18 protein-coding genes are annotated in these 18,456 nt (G+C 39.5%); 9 read left to right on the top strand and 9 right to left on the bottom strand.

The window, feature by feature from the left end; translation table 11 throughout:
* The first annotated feature begins 131 nt into the window (after window positions 1–131).
* Together AABJ44_RS13200 and AABJ44_RS13195 are read left to right on the top strand one after the other, a co-directional pair.
* Entirely contained in the window at window positions 132–494 is a 363-nt protein-coding gene (locus AABJ44_RS13200; RefSeq protein ID WP_074644297.1) for an ArsR/SmtB family transcription factor, read from the top strand.
* The gene (locus AABJ44_RS13195; RefSeq protein ID WP_338369513.1) at window positions 494–2,614 is read left to right on the top strand and encodes a heavy metal translocating P-type ATPase; all 2,121 of its coding nucleotides are present in this window, start codon (window positions 494–496) and stop codon (window positions 2,612–2,614) included. The genes AABJ44_RS13200 and AABJ44_RS13195 overlap by 1 nt, the downstream gene beginning before the upstream one ends.
* Window positions 2,615–2,616: 2 nt before the next feature.
* Here the strand turns inward: AABJ44_RS13195 and AABJ44_RS13190 are convergent, their stop codons facing one another.
* The 8 genes from AABJ44_RS13190 to AABJ44_RS13155 form a co-directional block, all read right to left on the bottom strand.
* A complete protein-coding gene (locus AABJ44_RS13190) occupies window positions 2,617–3,273 on the bottom strand; it encodes a P-II family nitrogen regulator (protein ID WP_074644302.1) in 657 nt (218 codons plus the stop codon).
* Entirely contained in the window at window positions 3,270–4,739 is a 1,470-nt protein-coding gene (locus AABJ44_RS13185; protein WP_338369512.1) for a DUF1538 domain-containing protein, read from the bottom strand. Before AABJ44_RS13185 ends, AABJ44_RS13190 begins: the two co-directional genes overlap by 4 nt.
* Before the next feature lie 21 nt (window positions 4,740–4,760).
* Entirely contained in the window at window positions 4,761–5,255 is a 495-nt protein-coding gene (locus AABJ44_RS13180) for an S-ribosylhomocysteine lyase (RefSeq protein WP_074644307.1), read from the bottom strand.
* Window positions 5,256–5,346: 91 nt separating this feature from the next.
* Entirely contained in the window at window positions 5,347–6,036 is a 690-nt protein-coding gene (locus AABJ44_RS13175) for a 5'-methylthioadenosine/adenosylhomocysteine nucleosidase (RefSeq protein WP_338369511.1), read from the bottom strand.
* Complete coding sequence (locus AABJ44_RS13170) at window positions 6,033–6,428, bottom strand: hypothetical protein (protein ID WP_074644311.1); 396 nt, start codon at window positions 6,426–6,428, stop codon at window positions 6,033–6,035. Before AABJ44_RS13170 ends, AABJ44_RS13175 begins: the two co-directional genes overlap by 4 nt.
* A 16-nt stretch (window positions 6,429–6,444) precedes the next feature.
* Entirely contained in the window at window positions 6,445–6,990 is a 546-nt protein-coding gene (gene lspA / locus AABJ44_RS13165; protein WP_338369510.1) for a signal peptidase II, read from the bottom strand.
* Between the two features lie 13 nt (window positions 6,991–7,003).
* A complete protein-coding gene (locus AABJ44_RS13160) occupies window positions 7,004–7,771 on the bottom strand; it encodes a Nif3-like dinuclear metal center hexameric protein (protein WP_338369509.1) in 768 nt (255 codons plus the stop codon).
* Window positions 7,758–8,804 carry a hypothetical protein gene (locus AABJ44_RS13155; RefSeq protein WP_338369508.1) on the bottom strand — a complete coding sequence of 349 codons (1,047 nt, stop codon included), beginning with the start codon at window positions 8,802–8,804 and terminating at the stop codon, window positions 7,758–7,760. Before AABJ44_RS13155 ends, AABJ44_RS13160 begins: the two co-directional genes overlap by 14 nt.
* A 337-nt stretch (window positions 8,805–9,141) precedes the next feature.
* Here AABJ44_RS13155 and dnaX point away from each other — a divergent pair, with 337 nt between their 5' ends.
* From dnaX to AABJ44_RS13135, 4 genes are all read left to right on the top strand, one after another.
* Entirely contained in the window at window positions 9,142–11,217 is a 2,076-nt protein-coding gene (gene dnaX, locus AABJ44_RS13150) for a DNA polymerase III subunit gamma/tau (RefSeq protein ID WP_338369507.1), read from the top strand.
* A 2-nt stretch (window positions 11,218–11,219) separates the two neighbouring features.
* Window positions 11,220–11,531: a YbaB/EbfC family nucleoid-associated protein gene (locus AABJ44_RS13145; RefSeq protein WP_074644321.1), complete on the top strand. Its 312-nt coding sequence runs from the start codon at window positions 11,220–11,222 to the stop codon at window positions 11,529–11,531.
* Between the two features lie 3 nt (window positions 11,532–11,534).
* Window positions 11,535–12,134 carry a recombination mediator RecR gene (gene recR, locus AABJ44_RS13140; protein ID WP_338369506.1) on the top strand — a complete coding sequence of 200 codons (600 nt, stop codon included), beginning with the start codon at window positions 11,535–11,537 and terminating at the stop codon, window positions 12,132–12,134.
* A 76-nt stretch (window positions 12,135–12,210) separates the two neighbouring features.
* Window positions 12,211–12,765, top strand: a complete 555-nt coding sequence (locus AABJ44_RS13135; RefSeq protein ID WP_074644325.1) for an STAS domain-containing protein — start codon at window positions 12,211–12,213, stop codon at window positions 12,763–12,765.
* Window positions 12,766–12,873: 108 nt separating this feature from the next.
* Here AABJ44_RS13135 and AABJ44_RS13130 read toward each other — a convergent pair whose 3' ends face one another.
* Window positions 12,874–13,734: a flagellin N-terminal helical domain-containing protein gene (locus AABJ44_RS13130; protein WP_074644328.1), complete on the bottom strand. Its 861-nt coding sequence runs from the start codon at window positions 13,732–13,734 to the stop codon at window positions 12,874–12,876.
* A 172-nt stretch (window positions 13,735–13,906) separates the two neighbouring features.
* Here AABJ44_RS13130 and AABJ44_RS13125 point away from each other — a divergent pair, with 172 nt between their 5' ends.
* The 3 genes from AABJ44_RS13125 (at window position 13,907) to AABJ44_RS13115 (ending at window position 18,442) form a co-directional block, all read left to right on the top strand.
* Complete coding sequence (locus tag AABJ44_RS13125) at window positions 13,907–14,302, top strand: hypothetical protein (RefSeq protein ID WP_338369505.1); 396 nt, start codon at window positions 13,907–13,909, stop codon at window positions 14,300–14,302.
* A gap of 64 nt (window positions 14,303–14,366) precedes the next feature.
* Window positions 14,367–16,346, top strand: coding sequence for a hypothetical protein (locus tag AABJ44_RS13120; RefSeq protein ID WP_338369504.1), 1,980 nt, complete (start codon window positions 14,367–14,369; stop codon window positions 16,344–16,346).
* A 14-nt stretch (window positions 16,347–16,360) separates the two neighbouring features.
* Window positions 16,361–18,442, top strand: coding sequence for a hypothetical protein (locus tag AABJ44_RS13115; RefSeq protein ID WP_338369503.1), 2,082 nt, complete (start codon window positions 16,361–16,363; stop codon window positions 18,440–18,442).
* The last annotated feature ends 14 nt before the right edge of the window (window positions 18,443–18,456 follow it).

The raw sequence follows: 18,456 nt of genomic DNA, 5'->3' as shown, positions 1-18,456 counted from the left end.
AAGAAAAAAAGCGGTTTATGGCAAATGAGTTATTTTTTTTCTAAAAAACACTTGCACAATTATTCAAATGACATTATTATTTGAGTAGCTATTCAATTGAATGTTTGTTCAAATGAACAGCAGGAGTCTCAATGAAAAAGAATGAAGAACTGTGCGAAGGCGAAGTAATTCACGAAGAGACCGTAAAAAAAGTTAGGGCAACATTTCCAGAAGATGAAATGATTTTTGACCTTGCTGATTTTTACAAGATTTTTGGTGATACAACGCGTGTAAAGATTCTTTATGCGCTTGATAAAAGTGACCTTTGCGTATGTGATATTTCGGCGCTGCTGGGAATGTCGGTTTCGGCTGTTTCTCATCAGTTGAGGACTTTACGTGAATCTGATCTGGTGCGTACAAACCGTGAGGGCAAGGTAATTTACTACAGCCTTGCAGACGATCACGTAAAGAGTATTTTAGAGTGTGGTATAGAACATATTAAGGAGAAAGAATAATGAGCGACGAACATAAACACGAACATGAACATGAACACTGCGAATGCGGACATGAACACGAACACGAACACTGCGAGTGCGGGCATGAACACGGACATCACCATGACCATCACGAACACGATGGATGTTCATGTGGCTGCGGTCACGACCATGAACATGGACACGAGCATGGAGAAGAACATGAACTTACTGTAAAGCAGTTGATTTTTGCCGCAGTAATGTTTGTACTTGGACTTGTAATAGAGCATCTTCCTGTAGAAAACTGGCTTTCTGATGTAGCAAAAATTGATCTGATTCATGAAGCAGTTTGTATGGTACTGTATTTTATTGCCTTTATGATAACAGGAAAGGATATTGTAATTGGCGCTGTTTCTAACCTTATACATGGCGAACTGATGGATGAATCTTTCTTAATGTCTGTAGCAGCCATTGGTGCGATTCTTCTTGGTGAATATGAAGAAGCTGTTGCTATCATGATTCTGTATCAGGTTGGTGAAAAGTTTGAAGATTATGCAGTTGATAAATCTCGGGATTCTATCGAAGAGATTGCAAAACTTCGTCCGGATCATGCAACCGTAAAGGTTGGAGCAGAAACTCGCGAAGTAGATCCTGAAGAAGTTGAAACTGATTCTGTAATCATTGTAAAGCCTGGTGACCGTATTCCTATTGATGGTGTTGTTGTAGACGGTGACAGTTTTGTTGATACTTCAGCTCTTACTGGTGAAAGTATTCCTCAGCACGTATCTGTTGGAAGCGAAGTTCTTTCCGGCTCAATCAACAAACAGGGCGTACTTGAAATCAGAACAACACGACATGCCGGTGATTCGGCTCTTTCACGTATTCTTGAACTCGTTGAAAATGCAACAGAAAACAAGACAAAGTCTGAGCAGTTTGTAACACGCTTTGCACGTGTTTATACACCAATCGTTGTTTATTCTGCTCTGGCACTTGCAATTATTCCAAGTGTGATAATTGGCTTTAAGTCTGGCAACTGGGCATGGCAGGCAACCTGGAGTACATGGGTATACCGTGCACTTATGTTCCTTGTAGTAAGCTGTCCTTGTGCGCTTGTTATTTCAATTCCACTTTCATTCTGTGGTGGTATTACAGCAGCTGCACGTCATGGAATCCTGATTAAAGGAAGTGTATACCTTGAAGCACTCGGCCGTACAAAAACTGCCGTATTCGACAAGACTGGAACCCTTACAAAAGGAAACTTTGTTGTTACACATATTCACGCAACAGATTCTTCTATTACAGAGACAGAACTGCTTGCTCTTGCAACACATACAGAAATGTTCTCTACACATCCGATTTCTGCTTCACTCAAAGCTGCTCATCACGACAAATGCTGCGACAATGTAAAACTTGAGAATGTAGAAGAAATTGCCGGAAAGGGTATAAAAGCTCTTGTAAATGGTAAGGAAGTTCTTGCCGGTAACACAAAGCTTATGGAACAGTTTGGTATCAATTACAGTGAATGTTCTGAACATCAGGACGGAACTGTAATTCACGTTGCAAGTGAAGGAAAGTACAGTGGCCACATTGTAATCAGCGATGAAATTAAAGATGATTCACAGGCAACTGTTGAAGGTCTTCACAAAATTGGCGTTGAAAATGTTGTAATGCTTACCGGAGATAACGAACGTGCCGCACATACAGTTGCTGCAAAGCTCGGGCTTAAAAAAGCTTTTGGTCAGCTGCTCAGTGCAGACAAACTTGCTAAGGTTGAAGAACTTCTTGCAGATCTTTCTAAGGGTGGAAAGAAACGCGGTACTCTGATTTTTGCCGGCGACGGTATAAACGACGCGCCTGTTCTTGCCCGTGCTGATGCTGGTATCGCAATGGGTAATATGGGAAGTGACGCTGCGATTGAAGCTGCAGACATCATTATTATGGAAGACAAGCCAAGTAAGATTGTAGACGGAATTAAAATAAGCCGCCGCACCCTGCGCATTGTTTATGAAAACCTCTATGGAGCTTTGGGAATTAAGGGAGCTATTTTGATTCTCAGCGCCCTCGGCATTTCGAATATGTGGATTGCGGTTTTTGGCGATGTCGGTGTAACAATCCTTGCGGTTCTTAACAGCCTACGTCTGCTGAAAACTAGTAAGAAATAAGATTACTTTTTGCCCAGGAGAGTAAAATCCTGGGCTTCATTACAGAAGATGATTCCGCTTCCGGCTTCTGCAAAACAAGGAAGGGCTGTGATAGCCTGGAGTATGGCATCCTTTTTATCAGATGGAACGAGAATCATCAGCATTTCTTTTTCCGGGACAATCTTCATTCCAAAGAAAGCTGCATCTCCTTCTTTTGCAGTTCCACGGGCACCGATAATTGTACCGCCGCCAGCTCCTGCTTTACGGGCTGCAGCCATTGCATCTTCTGCATAGCCTTTGTTTACAATTACGTTTATCATCTGATATGTACTGGTTGCCATAGATTTGCCCCCTTTTATTTCTGATTTTTCGATTGAATCTGTATTACCTGCTTTTACAAAATTTCCTACTTCGATTGTAAAAAGCACTCCAAAATGTTTTTTTGTTTCGGATGCTGAAATTATTGCAGTACGAACAGCTTCACATTTTTCTTCTTCCAGAATGATGTAGACGATATCTTTTGAAGTATCGCCAAGTCCCAGAAGCTGTAGAACTCCGTTCGATGCAGTTCCGCGGCCCATTGCAATAGTACCACCGCCAGCTCCCGCTGATTTTGCTGCGTCAGATATTAGTTCCCCGCTGTCATGAGGAACAATACTCACAAGAAGCTTATAATTCATTTTTTGCCTCCTTGTTTGAGTTTATAGATGATTCCCATAAGCTGAATTGCAAGCAGCGGCATCATGGCAACAAGAGCAATTACACCAAAAGAATCATTTCCGCCTTTTCCACTTGAGGCAGCACCAAGAGTAAATGAAAGTACAAAAGTTGAGGTGAGAGGTCCCGAAGCTACTCCGCCCGAATCAAAAGCAATTCCTGAAAAAAGAGAAGGGCAGAAAATCATAAGAGTCATAGCAATTATATAGCCTGGGATAATAACATATTTAAGATTAAAACCTGTAACAGCGCGAAGCATGGCAAGAGCAATGGCAATTGCAGTACCCACAGAAAGGAAAATAAGAAGGACCTTTCTTTTAATTGTACCGCCACTTACATTTTCTACCTGTTCACTTAAAACCCATACAGCAGGTTCTGCACAGACAATAATTGCGCCTAAAAGAAGTCCGGTAAAGATAAGGAGCACATACCAGGCACCACCATTTTCAACAGCAAGAGATCCAAGCTTTTCTCCGAGTTCTGCGCCTGCCTGCGAAAAACCGCCCTTTACTCCAATCAGAAAAATCGTAAGGCCTATAAAAGCATAAATAAAACCGATTATAATTCTGATTACCTGACGTTTCGTCATCTTCAAAAGGGAAATCTGGAAGATTATAAACAATGCAAAAAGCGGTGCAATAGAAATCAATGATTCGCGGAAGACGTGTGCAGCGATTTGGGCAAAGTTTTCTGATACTGCGTTAGATACTGCAGCACTTTCGGCTCCAGTCAGTGGACCATTAACTATAGGCCCTTTCAATAATATCGCATAAATCAAAACTGCCATAACTGGTCCGATGGAACAAACTCCTGTAAGACCAAAACTGTTGTCATTATCATCGCGGACACTGGAAACACCAATACCCAGTGCCATAATAAAAGGTACAGTCATAGGACCTGTTGTTGCTCCGCCAGAATCAAAGGCAATTCCAAAAAAGCTTTCAGGTGCAAAAATAGAAATTATGAAAAGTACTGAGTATGCAATGAAGAAAGTCCATTTAAGGGAAAGATTCAAAACAGTGCGCAAGAGTCCCAGCATTATAAAAAGACCAACTCCGCCTGCAATTACAAAGGTGATAGCTGTTTTATTTACGACAGGAAAAATACCCCGTACCTGGTCACCAAAAACCTGAATATCAGGTTCCGCAGCAGTTACAATAAATCCGATTATGAAAGCTACAAAAAGCAGAAGCAGGAGAGAACGTTTTTTTGTCAGTGCAGAACCAGTTCTTTCGCCCATCGGCTGAATACCAAGGTCTACACCAAGAAGAAAAATTGTAAGGCCAATAATAAGCAAAAGCCCGCCAACGACAAAGCGTGCGAGCAGATACTTATCAAGAGGAACAAAGGTTAATCCAAGAAACAGCACGATTGCCATAACCGGCAGAACCGAAACTGCTGTTTCTTTTAATTTGTTCAGAATGTTCATTTAATATTCTGTCAGTTTACCTTATGCGTCTGCAAAAACTTTTCCATCATCAAGCTTTACTTCAAGCTTTGTATATTCACAATGGAAATCATTCTTCAAACGGTCAAGATAGCGTTTGCTTTCCCACTTACACATAGGAAGATCATGGAGAAGATAATTTCCGCAGGCTTCAGGACGTGTCGCAGGAACTTCATTCTGAGTAAGAATCCATTCAAGACAGCGGATTGTAAGCTGACGCATATCTTCTACAGAGTATTTTCCAATCATGATGATATACATACCTGTGAGACAGCCCATAGGACCAACGTAAACTACGTCATCCTTTACTTCAGAATTTCTGAACCAGGTAGCCATAAGATGCTCAAGACTGTGGATTGCTCCAGGTCCCATTGCAGGTTCTTTATTAGGTTCTGTGATACGAAGATCATAAGTTGTAAAACCTTTGTCTTCGCGAGAAATGTAGATACCAGGTTTCAAATGTGTATGATCAATAGTAAAACTCTGAACAACTTCCATAGCGGGTTTAACCTCCTTAAAAAAACCGATAAACGGACATGTCAAGGCTTTAAGCGAAGCGTGCCTTGACGTGTCCGTTTATTACTTTAATTTATATTTCTTTAATTACTTCCAGAAGGAAAGTGCTGCTAAGACGTGATGCTGTTTCTTCCGAATATGTTTCTTTTACAGTTTCGTCAGCAGTATCAGACATACATCTAATGATTACAAAAGGAACTTTGTTTGCATAGCATGCGTGTGCAATTGCACAACCTTCCATTTCAACACACTGAGGATGGAAGTTAGAAATGATAAAGTTTTTCTTTTCACCACCGGAAATAAACTGATCACCAGAAGCAATGCGGCCTTTTGCTATTTTCAACTTATTAGAAAAATCTGTATGTTCAAAAGCAGAAACTGCTGCATTTACAAGAGCTGGATCTGCAACGAAAGCTTCCGGCATTCCTGGAACCTGTCCAAGTTTATAGCCAAAGAACACAGTATCAAAATCATGATAAACTGCTTCTGTTGAAACTACAAAATCATAAATATTAAGACCAGTACCAGTAGCTCCCGCAATACCAGTATTGATAATTTTTGAAACTTTAAAATTCAGTATTAAAAGCTGTGTACATAAAGCAGCGTTTACTTTTCCAATACCACATTTTACGATAACAACATCTTTGTTATATAATTTTCCTTTGTAGAAAATCAGATTGTTGATATTAACTTTTTCTTTTGCAGACATGCGGGCAAAAAGAGTTTCAACCTCGCTGTCCATTGCTCCAATAATTCCAATCATTTTTTTAATGCCTCTTTTTCTGCAGCGCGAGCGCGCTTTGAATAATGTCCAAGAACTTCATTTGAAAGTTTATCAGTAAGATTAAACTTTTCGATTACAAAGTTTGCACAAGTTTTATAAATCATAAAGCCAAGGAAAAGACCACCGATAAAGCTAACGATAGTACTGAACTGGAAAACAGTGCGTGCAGTAGCTTCTGGAAGAGTAAAAACTTTGAAAATCAGGAAAGAGAAAAATACAAAAAGCAGCAGAATTACAGCGAGAGTTTCTACGATTTCAAAGATACTACCGAAAAACAGGAAAAGTCTTGAATTGCGTTTTTTAGCACGAAGTTCAAGTTCCTTTTTCTGACGTTCAAGTCTCTCCGCTTTTTCTTCATCAGTCATGTCCATGTGAATACCTCTTTTTTTATTTATTCTCAGATTCCTGAGATTTCTGTTCTTTAGATTCTTTTATATAAGTAATGATAAATGAAACAATCAGAATAATACCACAGACAACAACTGCTGCGTCTGCAACATTAAAGGTTGGCCATCGTTCAAGACCAAAAAGTCCATAGAATTTAACATCGATAAAGTCTACAACACCTTCGGCACGGAAAAAGCGGTCAATAAGATTTCCAAGACCTCCACCGACAATACCCATAATTGCCCAGCGCTGAACCTTAGTCCAGGTATTATTCTTAAAGTAAATTCCAACAACAATACCAATTACGATAAGAGGAATAAGAGAAAACAGTAAACGGCGCAAAGTATCAGACCAGGTTGCACCTACACTAAACGCAACTCCTGTATTTGCTACGTGAATGATTCTCAGAAAATCTCCAAAAAACTGTGCGCCTATTGTATAAAGCGGAATATTTTTCATTACAAGGATTTTTGTAACCTGATCAAGGATAACTACTAGAACTGCAAGTGAAATTGGCAGCAGTTTTGATTTTAATTCTTTATTCATATTAAAAATATACTTATAAATCTGTCGGCAGGTCAATAAATAACGTGCGAAGACCTAACTCCTTTTCTATTTTTTCTTTAAGCAGGGAAACTCCCATAGTTTCGGTGCCGTAATGGCCTCCGGCAATTACATTGATACCAAATTCTTCTGCAGGATGATATTGCTCATGAGCGAACTCACCGGTAATGTAACAGTCTAAACCGAGTTCAGCAGCCTGATCCACATCTTCACCGGCTCCTCCGGAAATAATTCCTACAGTTTTGATTTGTGATTTTCCGAACTGGAAGAGGCGGGCATTTGTTTTTGTGATTTTTGAAAGTGAAGAATTGAGGTCTTCTGGAGACACTGGTGTAGTGAATTCACCGCGAACTCCAATACTCATTCCACGCCAGAAACCGAACGGTTCAAGCTTTGAAAGCCCGAGGGCGGCCGCCAGTCCGTAGTTATTTCCATAAGGATTGTTTGCATCAAGAGGAATGTGGTAGCCGATTAAAGCAAGGTCGTTTTTAATAAAGGCGGCCGCACGCTTATAAAAATTACCGGTAAGTGTTTCGCAACCACCCCAGAAAAGTCCGTGGTGAACAACCAGAACATCTGCGCCAGCTTCAGCTGCAGCAAGAGCAGTTGCTTCGCATGCGTCCACCGCAAAAGCTACCGTCTTAATCTGTTTCTCCGCCGGGGCGGAATTCTGCACCTGAATACCATTCCGCGAAGGGTCTCCAGGAAAGTCTTCTTTTTTAAGGAACGCGTTCAGCCACTCGTCCAGTTCATTTAAGGTCATTAAGGGCCTCCACAGTTTTTTTAGCCAGGAGCTTTGGAGTTGCAAGAGAAGAATCCCGCGAAAATCCAAGAACCATTGCTAAAAGAGGATCAGTCTGTTCAATACAGCCATATCCAGAAGTTTTATAGTTATCAATAGAAGAAAGTTTTAATATACCGGCAATTTCTTCCGGATTTTTCTTCATTAAGTCGTCAGCCGCAATATCAGCCATAAAATCAGTTATAAGGAAGAATTTCTTATCGGAACCACAATGTTCTCGAAGTAAAGGAAGCAGAACTGAATATTCCTGAGAAATGTTGAAAGAGTAGTATTCCTTTTGAGATGTAAACTTTTTCTCGTTCAGAACACTCTGAATAACCATAATCAGACGGCGGAGAATTTTTTTATCGCCAATATTATGAAGCCACTGTCCGTCATCAGCATAAAAATCAGCAGAATAAACTGTAATTCCCTGAGAAGCCAGCTGCTGAAGATAAGGCTTATAGTGTTCTGTATCGCCTCGTTTGTCCGGCTCAAACAACACTATAAGATTTTCATATTTCTGTGGGTTTGTCTCTGATATTTGATCTGGAGCAAACTCATAAAGTGTCAGAGATTTTTTTCCAACAGCACTGGCATTTTCAAAACCGCTTCTAAAGCTTCCTTTATATAGAAACTGATTTTCCGAAACGTTGAGTTTTCTTGAATGCTGTTCTACTGGTGCAAAATAAATTGTAGCTGCAAGTGCGAGTGCAGAAAAGATGATTGTAAAAGCCGCCCAAACCCTCATTAACGGGCTGTAATGGTCAATATAAAGGCGTTCAAGATATCTGAAAATAGCATGGAAGTTTGAAAGAAGGACAAAGAGTGCAATTAAGAGTCCAAGAATTGTAAAAGCATCAATTTTCCATGCGAAAATCTGCAGAATCGCTACAATAAAGGTGAACGGAGCCAGTACAACAAGAGGATCTCGCCGCACATGATGTACAAAAAATACGCGCAGGTTGGTAATAAATAATAATGCAAAAACTAAGAGTTCACCGTAGAATTTCATAGAATAAATTATAATGGGATTTACGGAAATATGAAAGTCTAAAGGCCAAGATTGCGGGGCTGTACAGGGGAGGCATTATAAAGACGTAATGAAATTTTGGCGCGAGGAAGCAGATTTGCAGGGCAAAAAGACTTTGTTTGTGGCTGCCGCGGGAGCGGCAGTATAATAGTTTCTATACCACAAACAACGTCTAGCGCATTATTGCGCGTTTTTGTCCTGCAAATATGTGCCCGGGAGCCAATAGTACGATTAATTATTTATATAGAGGAATCTCTTCGACCCGCAATCTTGGCCTTTAGACTTTCCTTAACTGAAAATTCCCATTATAATTTACTCTATGTCATACGAAGTAACAGCGACTCGAAGGAGACCGCAGCAGTTTGATGACCTTGTTGGTCAGGAATTTGTAGCGGAAACTCTTAAGAATTCAATAAAATCCGGAAAAATAGCTCATGCATACCTGTTTTCAGGTCCGCGTGGTTGTGGAAAAACTTCTACAGCGCGTATTCTTGCAAAAGCTTTGAACTGTCAGAACGGGCCTACAGATAATCCTTGTGGAACCTGTTCTACCTGTCAAGAAATCACAAAAGGTACTTCTCTCGACGTAATCGAAATCGATGGTGCGTCAAATACCAGTGTTGAGAATATCCGTCAGATTAAGGATGAAGTTCTTTTTCCACCAAGTAATGCAAAATACAAAATCTATATCATAGACGAAGTCCACATGCTTTCAACTTCGGCTTTCAATGCTCTTTTGAAGACTATTGAGGAGCCGCCTCCATATGTAATCTTTATTTTTGCGACAACAGAACTTCAGAAGGTTCCTGCAACAATCAAGTCTCGCTGCCAGCAGTTTAATTTCCGTCTGGTTGCAATTGATAAAGTAAAGCAGTGCCTTGCAGAAGCTGCCGCAGAATTAGGTATACAGGCTGATGATGAAGCTCTCTTCTGGATTGCCCGCGAGTCTACAGGTTCTATGCGCGATGCTTACACTCTGTTCGATCAGGTTGTAGCTTTCAGCGACGGCCATATGACTTACGACAAAATCCGCGATAAGCTTGGTCTTGTTGGCATTGACCGCCTGAACACTGTTTTTGAGGCTTGTGCTCAGAACAATACAGAAGCAGTTATCAATCTGATTGATGAATTCCTGCAGGCTGGTGTTTCAATTGAACAGCTGATTTCTAACAGCGCAGATTATCTCCGCAGTCTTCTTCTTATTAAGAACGGTGTTAAAAAAGAGTCTCTTCTTGGAAATTCTCCGGAGCGTTACAGCAGTGTAGTTCTAGGAGCCTGGAATACAATCCAGATTGAACGGGCTCTTTCTATATATTTGCAGCTTTATCGTGATATCCGATATTCGCTTTCTCCTCGTTATGAACTTGAGCTTGCATTCAGCCGCTTGTGCTGGATTGGCAATTTTGTTTCTAATGCTGAGGTTAAGAAGGCAATTGATGCGGCACAGAATCTGCTTGCAGGTGCTCCACAGCCTTCAGCAGCAGCTCCGCTCAATAATCAGGCTGCACCAGTAAATACTGCTCCAGTAAATGCTGCGCCACAGCCGGTTCAGCCAAAAACTGAGCAGGCTCTCGGTATCAATCCGATTCCAAACGGCCTTCCAAAACTTTCAATGCTTGATAAATTGATTGAAGAAGAAGCGAACGGAGGAGGCGGGGAGCCGCCGGATGCCGGTGGGGAGAATCCGAACCCTTTTCATGATGGCGGTCCACTGCCGCCTGAACAATCAGTGGCTGCCCCAGAGGCAGAGGTAAGTCATCCGGCAGAACTTGACGAGCGTCTTAAACTTCATATTTCTCAGGAAAATGTTACCGACGATGGTCAGGTTATGCCTGCAATGGACATTCCATTAAATGCAGACAGTTATTCAATGAATCCGGATGCAGAAGATGGAGATGACGGCTGGTCAAATATGGATGCCCCTCCAGATGATGAGTATTATCCGGATGAAGGAGAGCTTGCTGAACAGGCAGAAGAATCTTATGAAAATGCTTCAAGTCCTGCAGCAGTCAAAGCACCAGCTCAATTACAGGATACTTTTGTTACTGCCAGTGGTCAGACAATTTCAATAGGTCAGCTCCGCGGCCAGGTAACTGCAGCACTTGCCATTACAGATGGATTTGCTGCTTCAAATGTAGAAAAAACTGGATTATGGGTTATAGAAGCCGACACAGTAAAGACTACTGTTGAAAGCGATTATGACTTAGGCCTTATAGAAAAGAAAAGAGATGTGATATCTGCAGAGATTTCAAATATCTGTGGACGTCAAATGCATTTCAATGTTACTTTAAAGGTACAGGAAGCACAGATGCCTGCAGAAAAGGTAGAAATACCCCTTCAGGTTAATATTCTTGTAAATGCTTTTAAGGGCACCATTGTTGCCGGGAGGATGTAATAATGAATCCATTTGAATTGCTTAAAAATACACAGGCAATTAAAGAACAGTCAGAAAAACTTCAGAAGGAACTTGCAGATATCCGTGCAGAAGGCTCTTCTGGTGGCCGCATGGTAACTGTCACACTTAATGGTAAATTCGAGATGCTGGGAATCAAGCTTGATCCGATTTGTGTTGATAATCGTGATGTTCAGATGCTTGAAGATCTTATCGTTTCGGCTCATAAAAACGCTGTTGAAAATGTACAGGAACAGATTAAGGCAAAATCAAGTTCTATTCTTGGTGGACTTGACCTCAGTCAGTTTGGACTTTAGTCTATGAATGCATTTGATGAATTAGCTAATAACTTTTCCCGTCTCCCTGGAATCGGTAAAAAAAGTGCCATCCGCATGGTAAACTGGCTTTTAAAACAGGATTCTTCATATGTCCAGAAGTTTGCCCAGAATCTCGGACATCTTCAGGAACGTATAAAGCCCTGCTCAGTATGCGGTACCTGGACAGAATCAGATCCGTGTCCAATCTGTTCAAATCCGCTTCGTGATTCATCTCAGATTTGTGTTGTTGAACAGCCGCAGGACGTTTCTACAATTGAAGCCTATGGTGAATACAAGGGAAAGTACCATGTTCTTGGAGGATTGCTCCGTCCTCTCGAAGGAATCGGACCGGCACAGCTTTCAATTCAGCCACTGATTAACCGCATAAAAGATGGCAGCGTTACAGAAATTATAATTGCTACAAATCCTACAGTAGAAGGAGATACAACTGCTCTCTATCTTAATAAGGTGATTATGGAACTTCAGCTTCCTGATTCACCAAAAGTTACCCGACTTGCAACAGGAATTCCTGTCGGCGGCGACCTTGAATACATTGATAAGCGCACTTTAGCTTTGAGTTTCCGTGGTCGCAGCGAGTTTTAACGGATTTTTTATTTTTCATATTTTAATAGACAATTCGAAATTCTTGTTTTATAATAATACATAAGTAGTAATTTAAATGGAATCAAATAATTCTATCGTTTCAGGCTTTGACAGTGACAAGGACGATTCTCTCAAGATCACTTTGCATAAGATTCCAGGAGTCCAGAACGGTTGTATGGTTGTCCTGGATGGGTATATCGACACTTACAATTCATCTTTCTTTCAGAAACAGCTTACTAAAGTAATCGGAGCAGGGTACTTTAATCTTCTGTTTAATTGTGGCGGTTTGTCATATGTGTCATCTACAGGTCTCGGTTCTTTTACAATCCTTCTTAAGATGGTAAAGGTAAAGGGCGGAGATATTATTCTTTCTGAAGTTCAGGAGAAGGTAGCTGAAGTATTCCAGATTCTTGGTTTCTCTCAGTTCTTCAATCTTAAGGATACTACAGAAGAAGCTTTGGAGTACCTTCGTCATGATGAAGGTTCTGCTCCAGGTCCAGTATTCCCTAAGATGCTTGTTTGTCCATCATGTGGAAAGAATATTCAGGCAGCACACGCAGGTCGTTTCCGCTGTACTAACTGTAAAGCAATAATTACAATCAGCGAGGCTGGAGCAATTACTCTCGGCTAATTTCTGATTTTTAATTCTTTTGTTAAATAAAAAAACCGATGCAGTTCGCATCGGTTTTTTTTATCCCGATCCTGAAACAAGTTCAGGATGACGGGGGATAGGTTAATTCTAGCGGAGCAAGCTGAGTACGTTCTGGCTAGACTGATTAGCCTGAGCGAGCATAGCTGTACCAGCCTGAGAGAGTACGTTAGAAGTTGTGAACTTAACCATCTCTTCAGCCATGTCTGTATCACGGATGCGTGATTCAGAAGCCTGGAGGTTTTCAGCACCAACATCAAGACCTGTAACAGTCTTCTCAAGGCGGTTCTGGTAAGCACCAAGGTCAGCACGCTGCTTGTTGATCTTCATCAAAGCCTCATCAAGAGTTCCGATTGCGCGGTTAGCTTCATCTGGAGTTGCAAGAGACATGATTGATTCATCACCAATGTTGCGGAGACCAAGAGCTGTAGCAGACATTGTTCCAATATATACCTGTGTTCTCTGATCCATGTTAGCACCAATATGGAACCACATAGAACCTGTAACAACATTTTCACCTGTAGGACGAGCAAAGCGACCTGTAAGCATGTTCATACCGTTGAACTGAGCACAAGAAGCGATGCGGTCAACCTCTGCGATCAAAGAAGAAACTTCTACCTGGATCTGCATGCGGTCTTCAGAAGAATAGATACCGTTTGAAGACTGAACAGCAAGTTCGCGGATACGCTGAACGATGTCTGTTGTTTCCTGGAGGTATCCTTCAGTTGTCTGAATGAAAGAAATACCATTCTGAGCGTTTGTTGAAGCCTGGTTCAAACCGCGGATCTGAGCACGCATTTTCTCAGAAACTGCAAGTCCAGAAGCGTCGTCACCGGCACGGTTAATTCTCATACCAGAAGAAAGTTTTTCCATGCTCTTCTGATTGTTAAGATCCTGAATTCCCTGGGAACGCTGAGCGAACATAGCACTCATATTGTGATTAATAACCATAATAATCTCCTTATAGTTAGGTTATAAGATAAAACACATTGGTGGGTTTAAAACCACAACGTGGTTTATCTCACGGGTTTCCACCACCCTTATACTTGATTTTCGGGTTGGTGAAAAAAAAGTTTAGGAAAAATTAAATATTTTTTTTATTTTTTTGTGTTATAATAATGCTATGGATTATTTATTAATGGGCCTTGCAGTTTGTGTAATAATCGCACTGATTGCCTGGTATATAAAATATTTTAATAGAAAAAATCAGAAATCATCCCGCCAGAAGGTGATGCAGCCGGTAAAATGTCCGCTATGTGACTCAAATTTGTACGTAGGAGAGAACATTATTTCAAAAGTTTATCGTCCTATGAATGTTCCAGATCAGCTTATGATTGTTATGGGCTGCCCTCACTGCTATCCCCGTTGTGAGCCAGGCGTAAAACGAATCTGTCCGGTGTGCCACAAGGAAGTTGCACAGGATCAAAGCCTTACAGCCCGTCTTTTCAATAAAGCTCTCGGAAAAAAGCATGTACATGTAGTTGGTTGTTCCAACTGTCATCGTCCTCGTGCTGATTAATTCTTGAATTATCCCAATTATCATTTATAATAAATTCAAATGCATAATTAACGGGAGAAGCTTTATGCGAAAAAAACTAACTGCGATTTTTTCCTCAATTCTATTTTGTTTAATTCTTATTTGTGGATCTTTAGAACTCATTTCATGTTCAAACAATTCCGCCCAGGAGACAGAGATTTCTTTTTCGATTCCATCAAAAGTTATTCGACAGGTTATCAGTCGTGCATCAGAAAAAGATGAGTCTATTAGGATTTCAGTTAAGTTATTTGATTCTAATGAAGAAAAAGAAATAAAATTGTATGAAGAATCAAAGTCTATTGATGAATGGGAACTATTTCTTAATGAACAACTACGTTCAGAAGATGGTTATAAAGTTACTTTTCCAGAAGTACCATTAGCTATACCAGTGTATGCTGAAGTTTCAATTTATCTTGATTTTGAAGTTAAAATAAAAGAAATTTATCACGGTCGTTCAGAAGTTCGTGAAGTTCAAGCCGGTGAAAATCCCCTTTCTGTAGTGCTGGAAGAAGTTGTGGAACAAATTCAGACAGAAGGTTCAATTACTTCAAATTTGGATTATACTCCATTTACAATTGAGATTGATAAGGATGAAATTTTTGTTGGTGGTGATGTAATTACACTTTCTGCAATTGATCAGGAAGAAAATCTTCTTTCGGATGTAAATTATTCAGTAAAACTTATGTATAAGGGAAACTCTCTTGATGCTGATTATTACACCGTAAGTGATTCATTAGTTACTATTTCAGAACTTGATCTAACAGGAAACTATAATCTTTTTGTTATTGCAACATATTTGAAAAATGGTGTTTTGCCAGTAATTGCAAGTCAGACTTTTGAATTAAATGCATTTATGCCAACAGAATTATATGTTAGTGCAGATGGAAATGATTCTAATAAAGGATTATCTGAGCAAGATGCATTAGCCTCATTAAAAAAAGCAAGTAATCTGATAACTACTTTATCATTAAAGACAGAAGAAAAAATAAACTGGACTATTAATCTAAAAGGCGAATTCTCAACACCTCAAATATTACAACCTGTCGGTGCAGGCGATATCTTGTTGAGAGGAACTTCAGAGCTCAATAACGGTGTACCAAGAGATATTATTAATGCAAATGAGGCAAATCGAGCAGCTGCACTCACTATAGAAACAAAATCAAAAGTATCAATTGAGAATCTAAAATTAACAGGTGGATATAATTACCAGGGTGGAGGAATAAACTGTGCTTCCGGAGATTTAGTTATAGGAGAGGGAGTTATAGTATCTGGTAATTATGCAGCAAGCTATGGTGGTGGCGTATATACTTCTCGTTCATTATATATGTCTGGCGGTGTTATATGTGATAACGAAGCTGGAGAAAACGGTGGCGGTGTATATGTATATGGTAATCTTTTTATATATGGAGATGCAGTTATAGGTAATAAAGATGCAACCGGGCCTGCAGATGCTGAACACTACAGTAATAAGGCTGCTGCCGAAGGAGGCGGAGTCGATTGCAGTGGTACTGTTTACTTAGGATATAGTGGAAAGGATGAAGATTATGAGTTAATTCCGGCTTCTATTACGGGAGGTATATATTATAACTATTCTGCTGGTATTGGGGGAGGAATTGCTTGTAGTGTAGATATGAATGGAGGTTCAATTTCATATAATGCTGCAGCAGAAAATGGTAATGGTGTTTATCTGAATCAATATGGAGATTTGTTTATGGGAGGCGATGCCGTTCTTAAAGGAAATGATATTTATCTTTCACGTGAAAGAAATGAGTATAGTTCTCCAGCATATTATGAAGCGTCAATTAAAATTAAAAGTGCTTTAACCTCAGAGGAAGAAATTGTCGCAACAATTACACCTCAAGATTACAATTATAATGTTCAGGTTCTATATGTTGATGAAAATAGTGGATTAAATATATCTGATTTTAATACTAGGTTTGCAGTTACTTCAGAAGTAAGGGACGGTGTAGATAGTCCAATAGCATGGGATGTAAGCGAATATGGCTTCTTGCATGAAATAGATTAATGGGGAGTACGAAAATGAAAATTAGAAAAATCAGTGTTTTATTATTTGTTTTAAGTGTGTTTTTGTTTGCTGCTTGTGATGGTATTTCGACTTCACCTGTTAAAAAAGATGAGGCTCAGTTAGGAAGATACCCAGTAAGAGGTTCTGTTCGTTTGCAGAAAAAAGCAAAAACTGTAAACAGAGCTGCATATCCTTCTTTTGAAATAAATGAAGATATAAACTGGACAATAACTGCAGTGTGTGAAGATGAAAGTGTTCCTTCTGTAATAGTTGAAAACGGAAGTGAAGAAAACTTTGAAGCTATACTTACAGCCGAAGGTAAATGGGCTTTTTCGGCTGTGGGAAAAATCGGTGATAACGTTATTTTGCAGAGTCATTTACCAGTAGAAATAGAAGTAGCTGAACAGGAAGAGGGTGTAGAAATTGAACCTGTTCAGATTTCCTTAAATGTCTATCCTGTATTTTCAAATGATTTTACCGGTTCAATAAGCCTTTCATTTTATGATGATACAATGGAATATGAAGATCAGATAACTGAAATTCGATATTCATTTGCGGATGAAGCAATTGAAGGTGGATCTATAACTTTTAATAATCAAAAAACAGCTGTATTGTCCTTAAATAATATTCCAGCAGGTGCATACACTGTAACTTTTGATGTCTATCGGGAACAAAATGATAAACTTTATTCATTAACAGAGGTTATAAACGTATTTAGTGGTTTCGTAACCGATGTATGGCAGACAACTGGGGATAATACATTTATATTAACTGATGAGTTATTCTTTGACTTTGACGAACAGGAATTTCCTTCTGATTTGGAATATCCGATAGTTTTATGGAATCTTTGGACTGAATCTGAATATGAATGGTCTTCTTCTACAGGATACGGAGTTTTTTCCGAGATATCAGAAAAAGCAAAACTAGAAGATGGAATCAGATTTGGTAAAGATATAAACAGTTTTTGTTTTGATGCGAAAAATAATAAAATATATTCAACTGAAACTATAGACAATCAAAAATTCTTGTTTAGCTATCCATCTTATACCGGATATACCAATGGAAAACACATACCTATGGATGCTTCGGAATATCCTGCATGTGTATATGATGGAAATGTTTGGTTTGTATCAAAGAAGGATGGTAAATATCATATCTTAAAACTTAAAGATGGCGAATTAAGAGATTATACATTATTCAATTCTGAAAATGCAGCGATTGAGTTTTCTTCGAATATTTATGATTCAATAAAACTAAGTGCTGATTCAGAATATCTTTATGTTTTGGGAACTGTTCCGGAGAAATCACAACGTGAATCTGGTGGATTTACAGTAAATTACATATCAGAATATACCTTTACCCTCATGAAATTTGCAATTTCAGGAAGCGATGAAAAACTTACACTTCTTTCTGAATGTAGTGTTTATGCAACAGAAGATTTTGGAATCCCGGTAACTAATGAAGCCTTGGGAGTTTCTTCTGGTTTCATGGTAAGTGATTTCGTTCTTTTTGAAGAATCAGAAGATATCACTGTTTTATATGCCCTGCTTTTGGATAAAAATAGTGATGGTTCTCCTGTAAAGGGAGGAATCGCAAAATTTGAAAGCACTGTCTCGGGAAATCAGCATAATATGCTTTATAAGCCAATTGATGAGTCTCCAGATGCTCCAAAACTCTTTGGATGGTTCTACTCTTATTATGATTCTGATTCAATAAGCGAGCTCGCACAGGAGATTGATTATGATCTGGGAAATCGATTAAGGAATTATTCAAGTTCAAATCCTTTTGCGTTGAAAGATTTACCTTTGCTGGATGCTGGTGAGTTTTCATCAGAGGCAGAAGCTCAAATAAATGAAATAAACGAAATCCTTGAACCAATTAGAACAGAAGCAAATTCTCCAAGAACTCTCTATGGTCCTCAAAAAATCATAGCTCGTAAGCCAGATGAACTTATTATAGCTGATGAGGGGGCTTATGGTTATTCTGAAAATACAAATAGAGTTTATTCTTTGAACCTAAGAACCTTATCTGTTACAACAACAAACGTTAATGTTTCATTTAATGGTTACATGGATTCTGGTTATCATAGTTTCTAGGATTCAAACGCTAT

It is taken from the genome of Treponema bryantii (assembly GCF_036492245.1).
Taxonomy (GTDB): Bacteria; Spirochaetota; Spirochaetia; order Treponematales; family Treponemataceae; genus Treponema_D; species Treponema_D bryantii_C.
Note: the sequence above shows the minus strand (reverse complement) of the source record. Positions and strands in the feature narration are given on the sequence as shown.

Coding starts and splice junctions, on each gene's coding strand:
- AABJ44_RS13200 (WP_074644297.1), top strand. CDS start 132: ATGAAAAAGAATGAAGAACTGTGCGAAGGCGAAGTAATTCACGAAGAG.
- AABJ44_RS13195 (WP_338369513.1), top strand. CDS start 494: ATGAGCGACGAACATAAACACGAACATGAACATGAACACTGCGAATGC.
- AABJ44_RS13190 (WP_074644302.1), bottom strand. CDS start 3,273: ATGAATTATAAGCTTCTTGTGAGTATTGTTCCTCATGACAGCGGGGAA.
- AABJ44_RS13185 (WP_338369512.1), bottom strand. CDS start 4,739: ATGAACATTCTGAACAAATTAAAAGAAACAGCAGTTTCGGTTCTGCCG.
- AABJ44_RS13180 (WP_074644307.1), bottom strand. CDS start 5,255: ATGGAAGTTGTTCAGAGTTTTACTATTGATCATACACATTTGAAACCT.
- AABJ44_RS13175 (WP_338369511.1), bottom strand. CDS start 6,036: ATGATTGGAATTATTGGAGCAATGGACAGCGAGGTTGAAACTCTTTTT.
- AABJ44_RS13170 (WP_074644311.1), bottom strand. CDS start 6,428: ATGGACATGACTGATGAAGAAAAAGCGGAGAGACTTGAACGTCAGAAA.
- lspA (WP_338369510.1), bottom strand. CDS start 6,990: ATGAATAAAGAATTAAAATCAAAACTGCTGCCAATTTCACTTGCAGTT.
- AABJ44_RS13160 (WP_338369509.1), bottom strand. CDS start 7,771: ATGACCTTAAATGAACTGGACGAGTGGCTGAACGCGTTCCTTAAAAAA.
- AABJ44_RS13155 (WP_338369508.1), bottom strand. CDS start 8,804: ATGAAATTCTACGGTGAACTCTTAGTTTTTGCATTATTATTTATTACC.
- dnaX (WP_338369507.1), top strand. CDS start 9,142: ATGTCATACGAAGTAACAGCGACTCGAAGGAGACCGCAGCAGTTTGAT.
- AABJ44_RS13145 (WP_074644321.1), top strand. CDS start 11,220: ATGAATCCATTTGAATTGCTTAAAAATACACAGGCAATTAAAGAACAG.
- recR (WP_338369506.1), top strand. CDS start 11,535: ATGAATGCATTTGATGAATTAGCTAATAACTTTTCCCGTCTCCCTGGA.
- AABJ44_RS13135 (WP_074644325.1), top strand. CDS start 12,211: ATGGAATCAAATAATTCTATCGTTTCAGGCTTTGACAGTGACAAGGAC.
- AABJ44_RS13130 (WP_074644328.1), bottom strand. CDS start 13,734: ATGGTTATTAATCACAATATGAGTGCTATGTTCGCTCAGCGTTCCCAG.
- AABJ44_RS13125 (WP_338369505.1), top strand. CDS start 13,907: ATGGATTATTTATTAATGGGCCTTGCAGTTTGTGTAATAATCGCACTG.
- AABJ44_RS13120 (WP_338369504.1), top strand. CDS start 14,367: ATGCGAAAAAAACTAACTGCGATTTTTTCCTCAATTCTATTTTGTTTA.
- AABJ44_RS13115 (WP_338369503.1), top strand. CDS start 16,361: ATGAAAATTAGAAAAATCAGTGTTTTATTATTTGTTTTAAGTGTGTTT.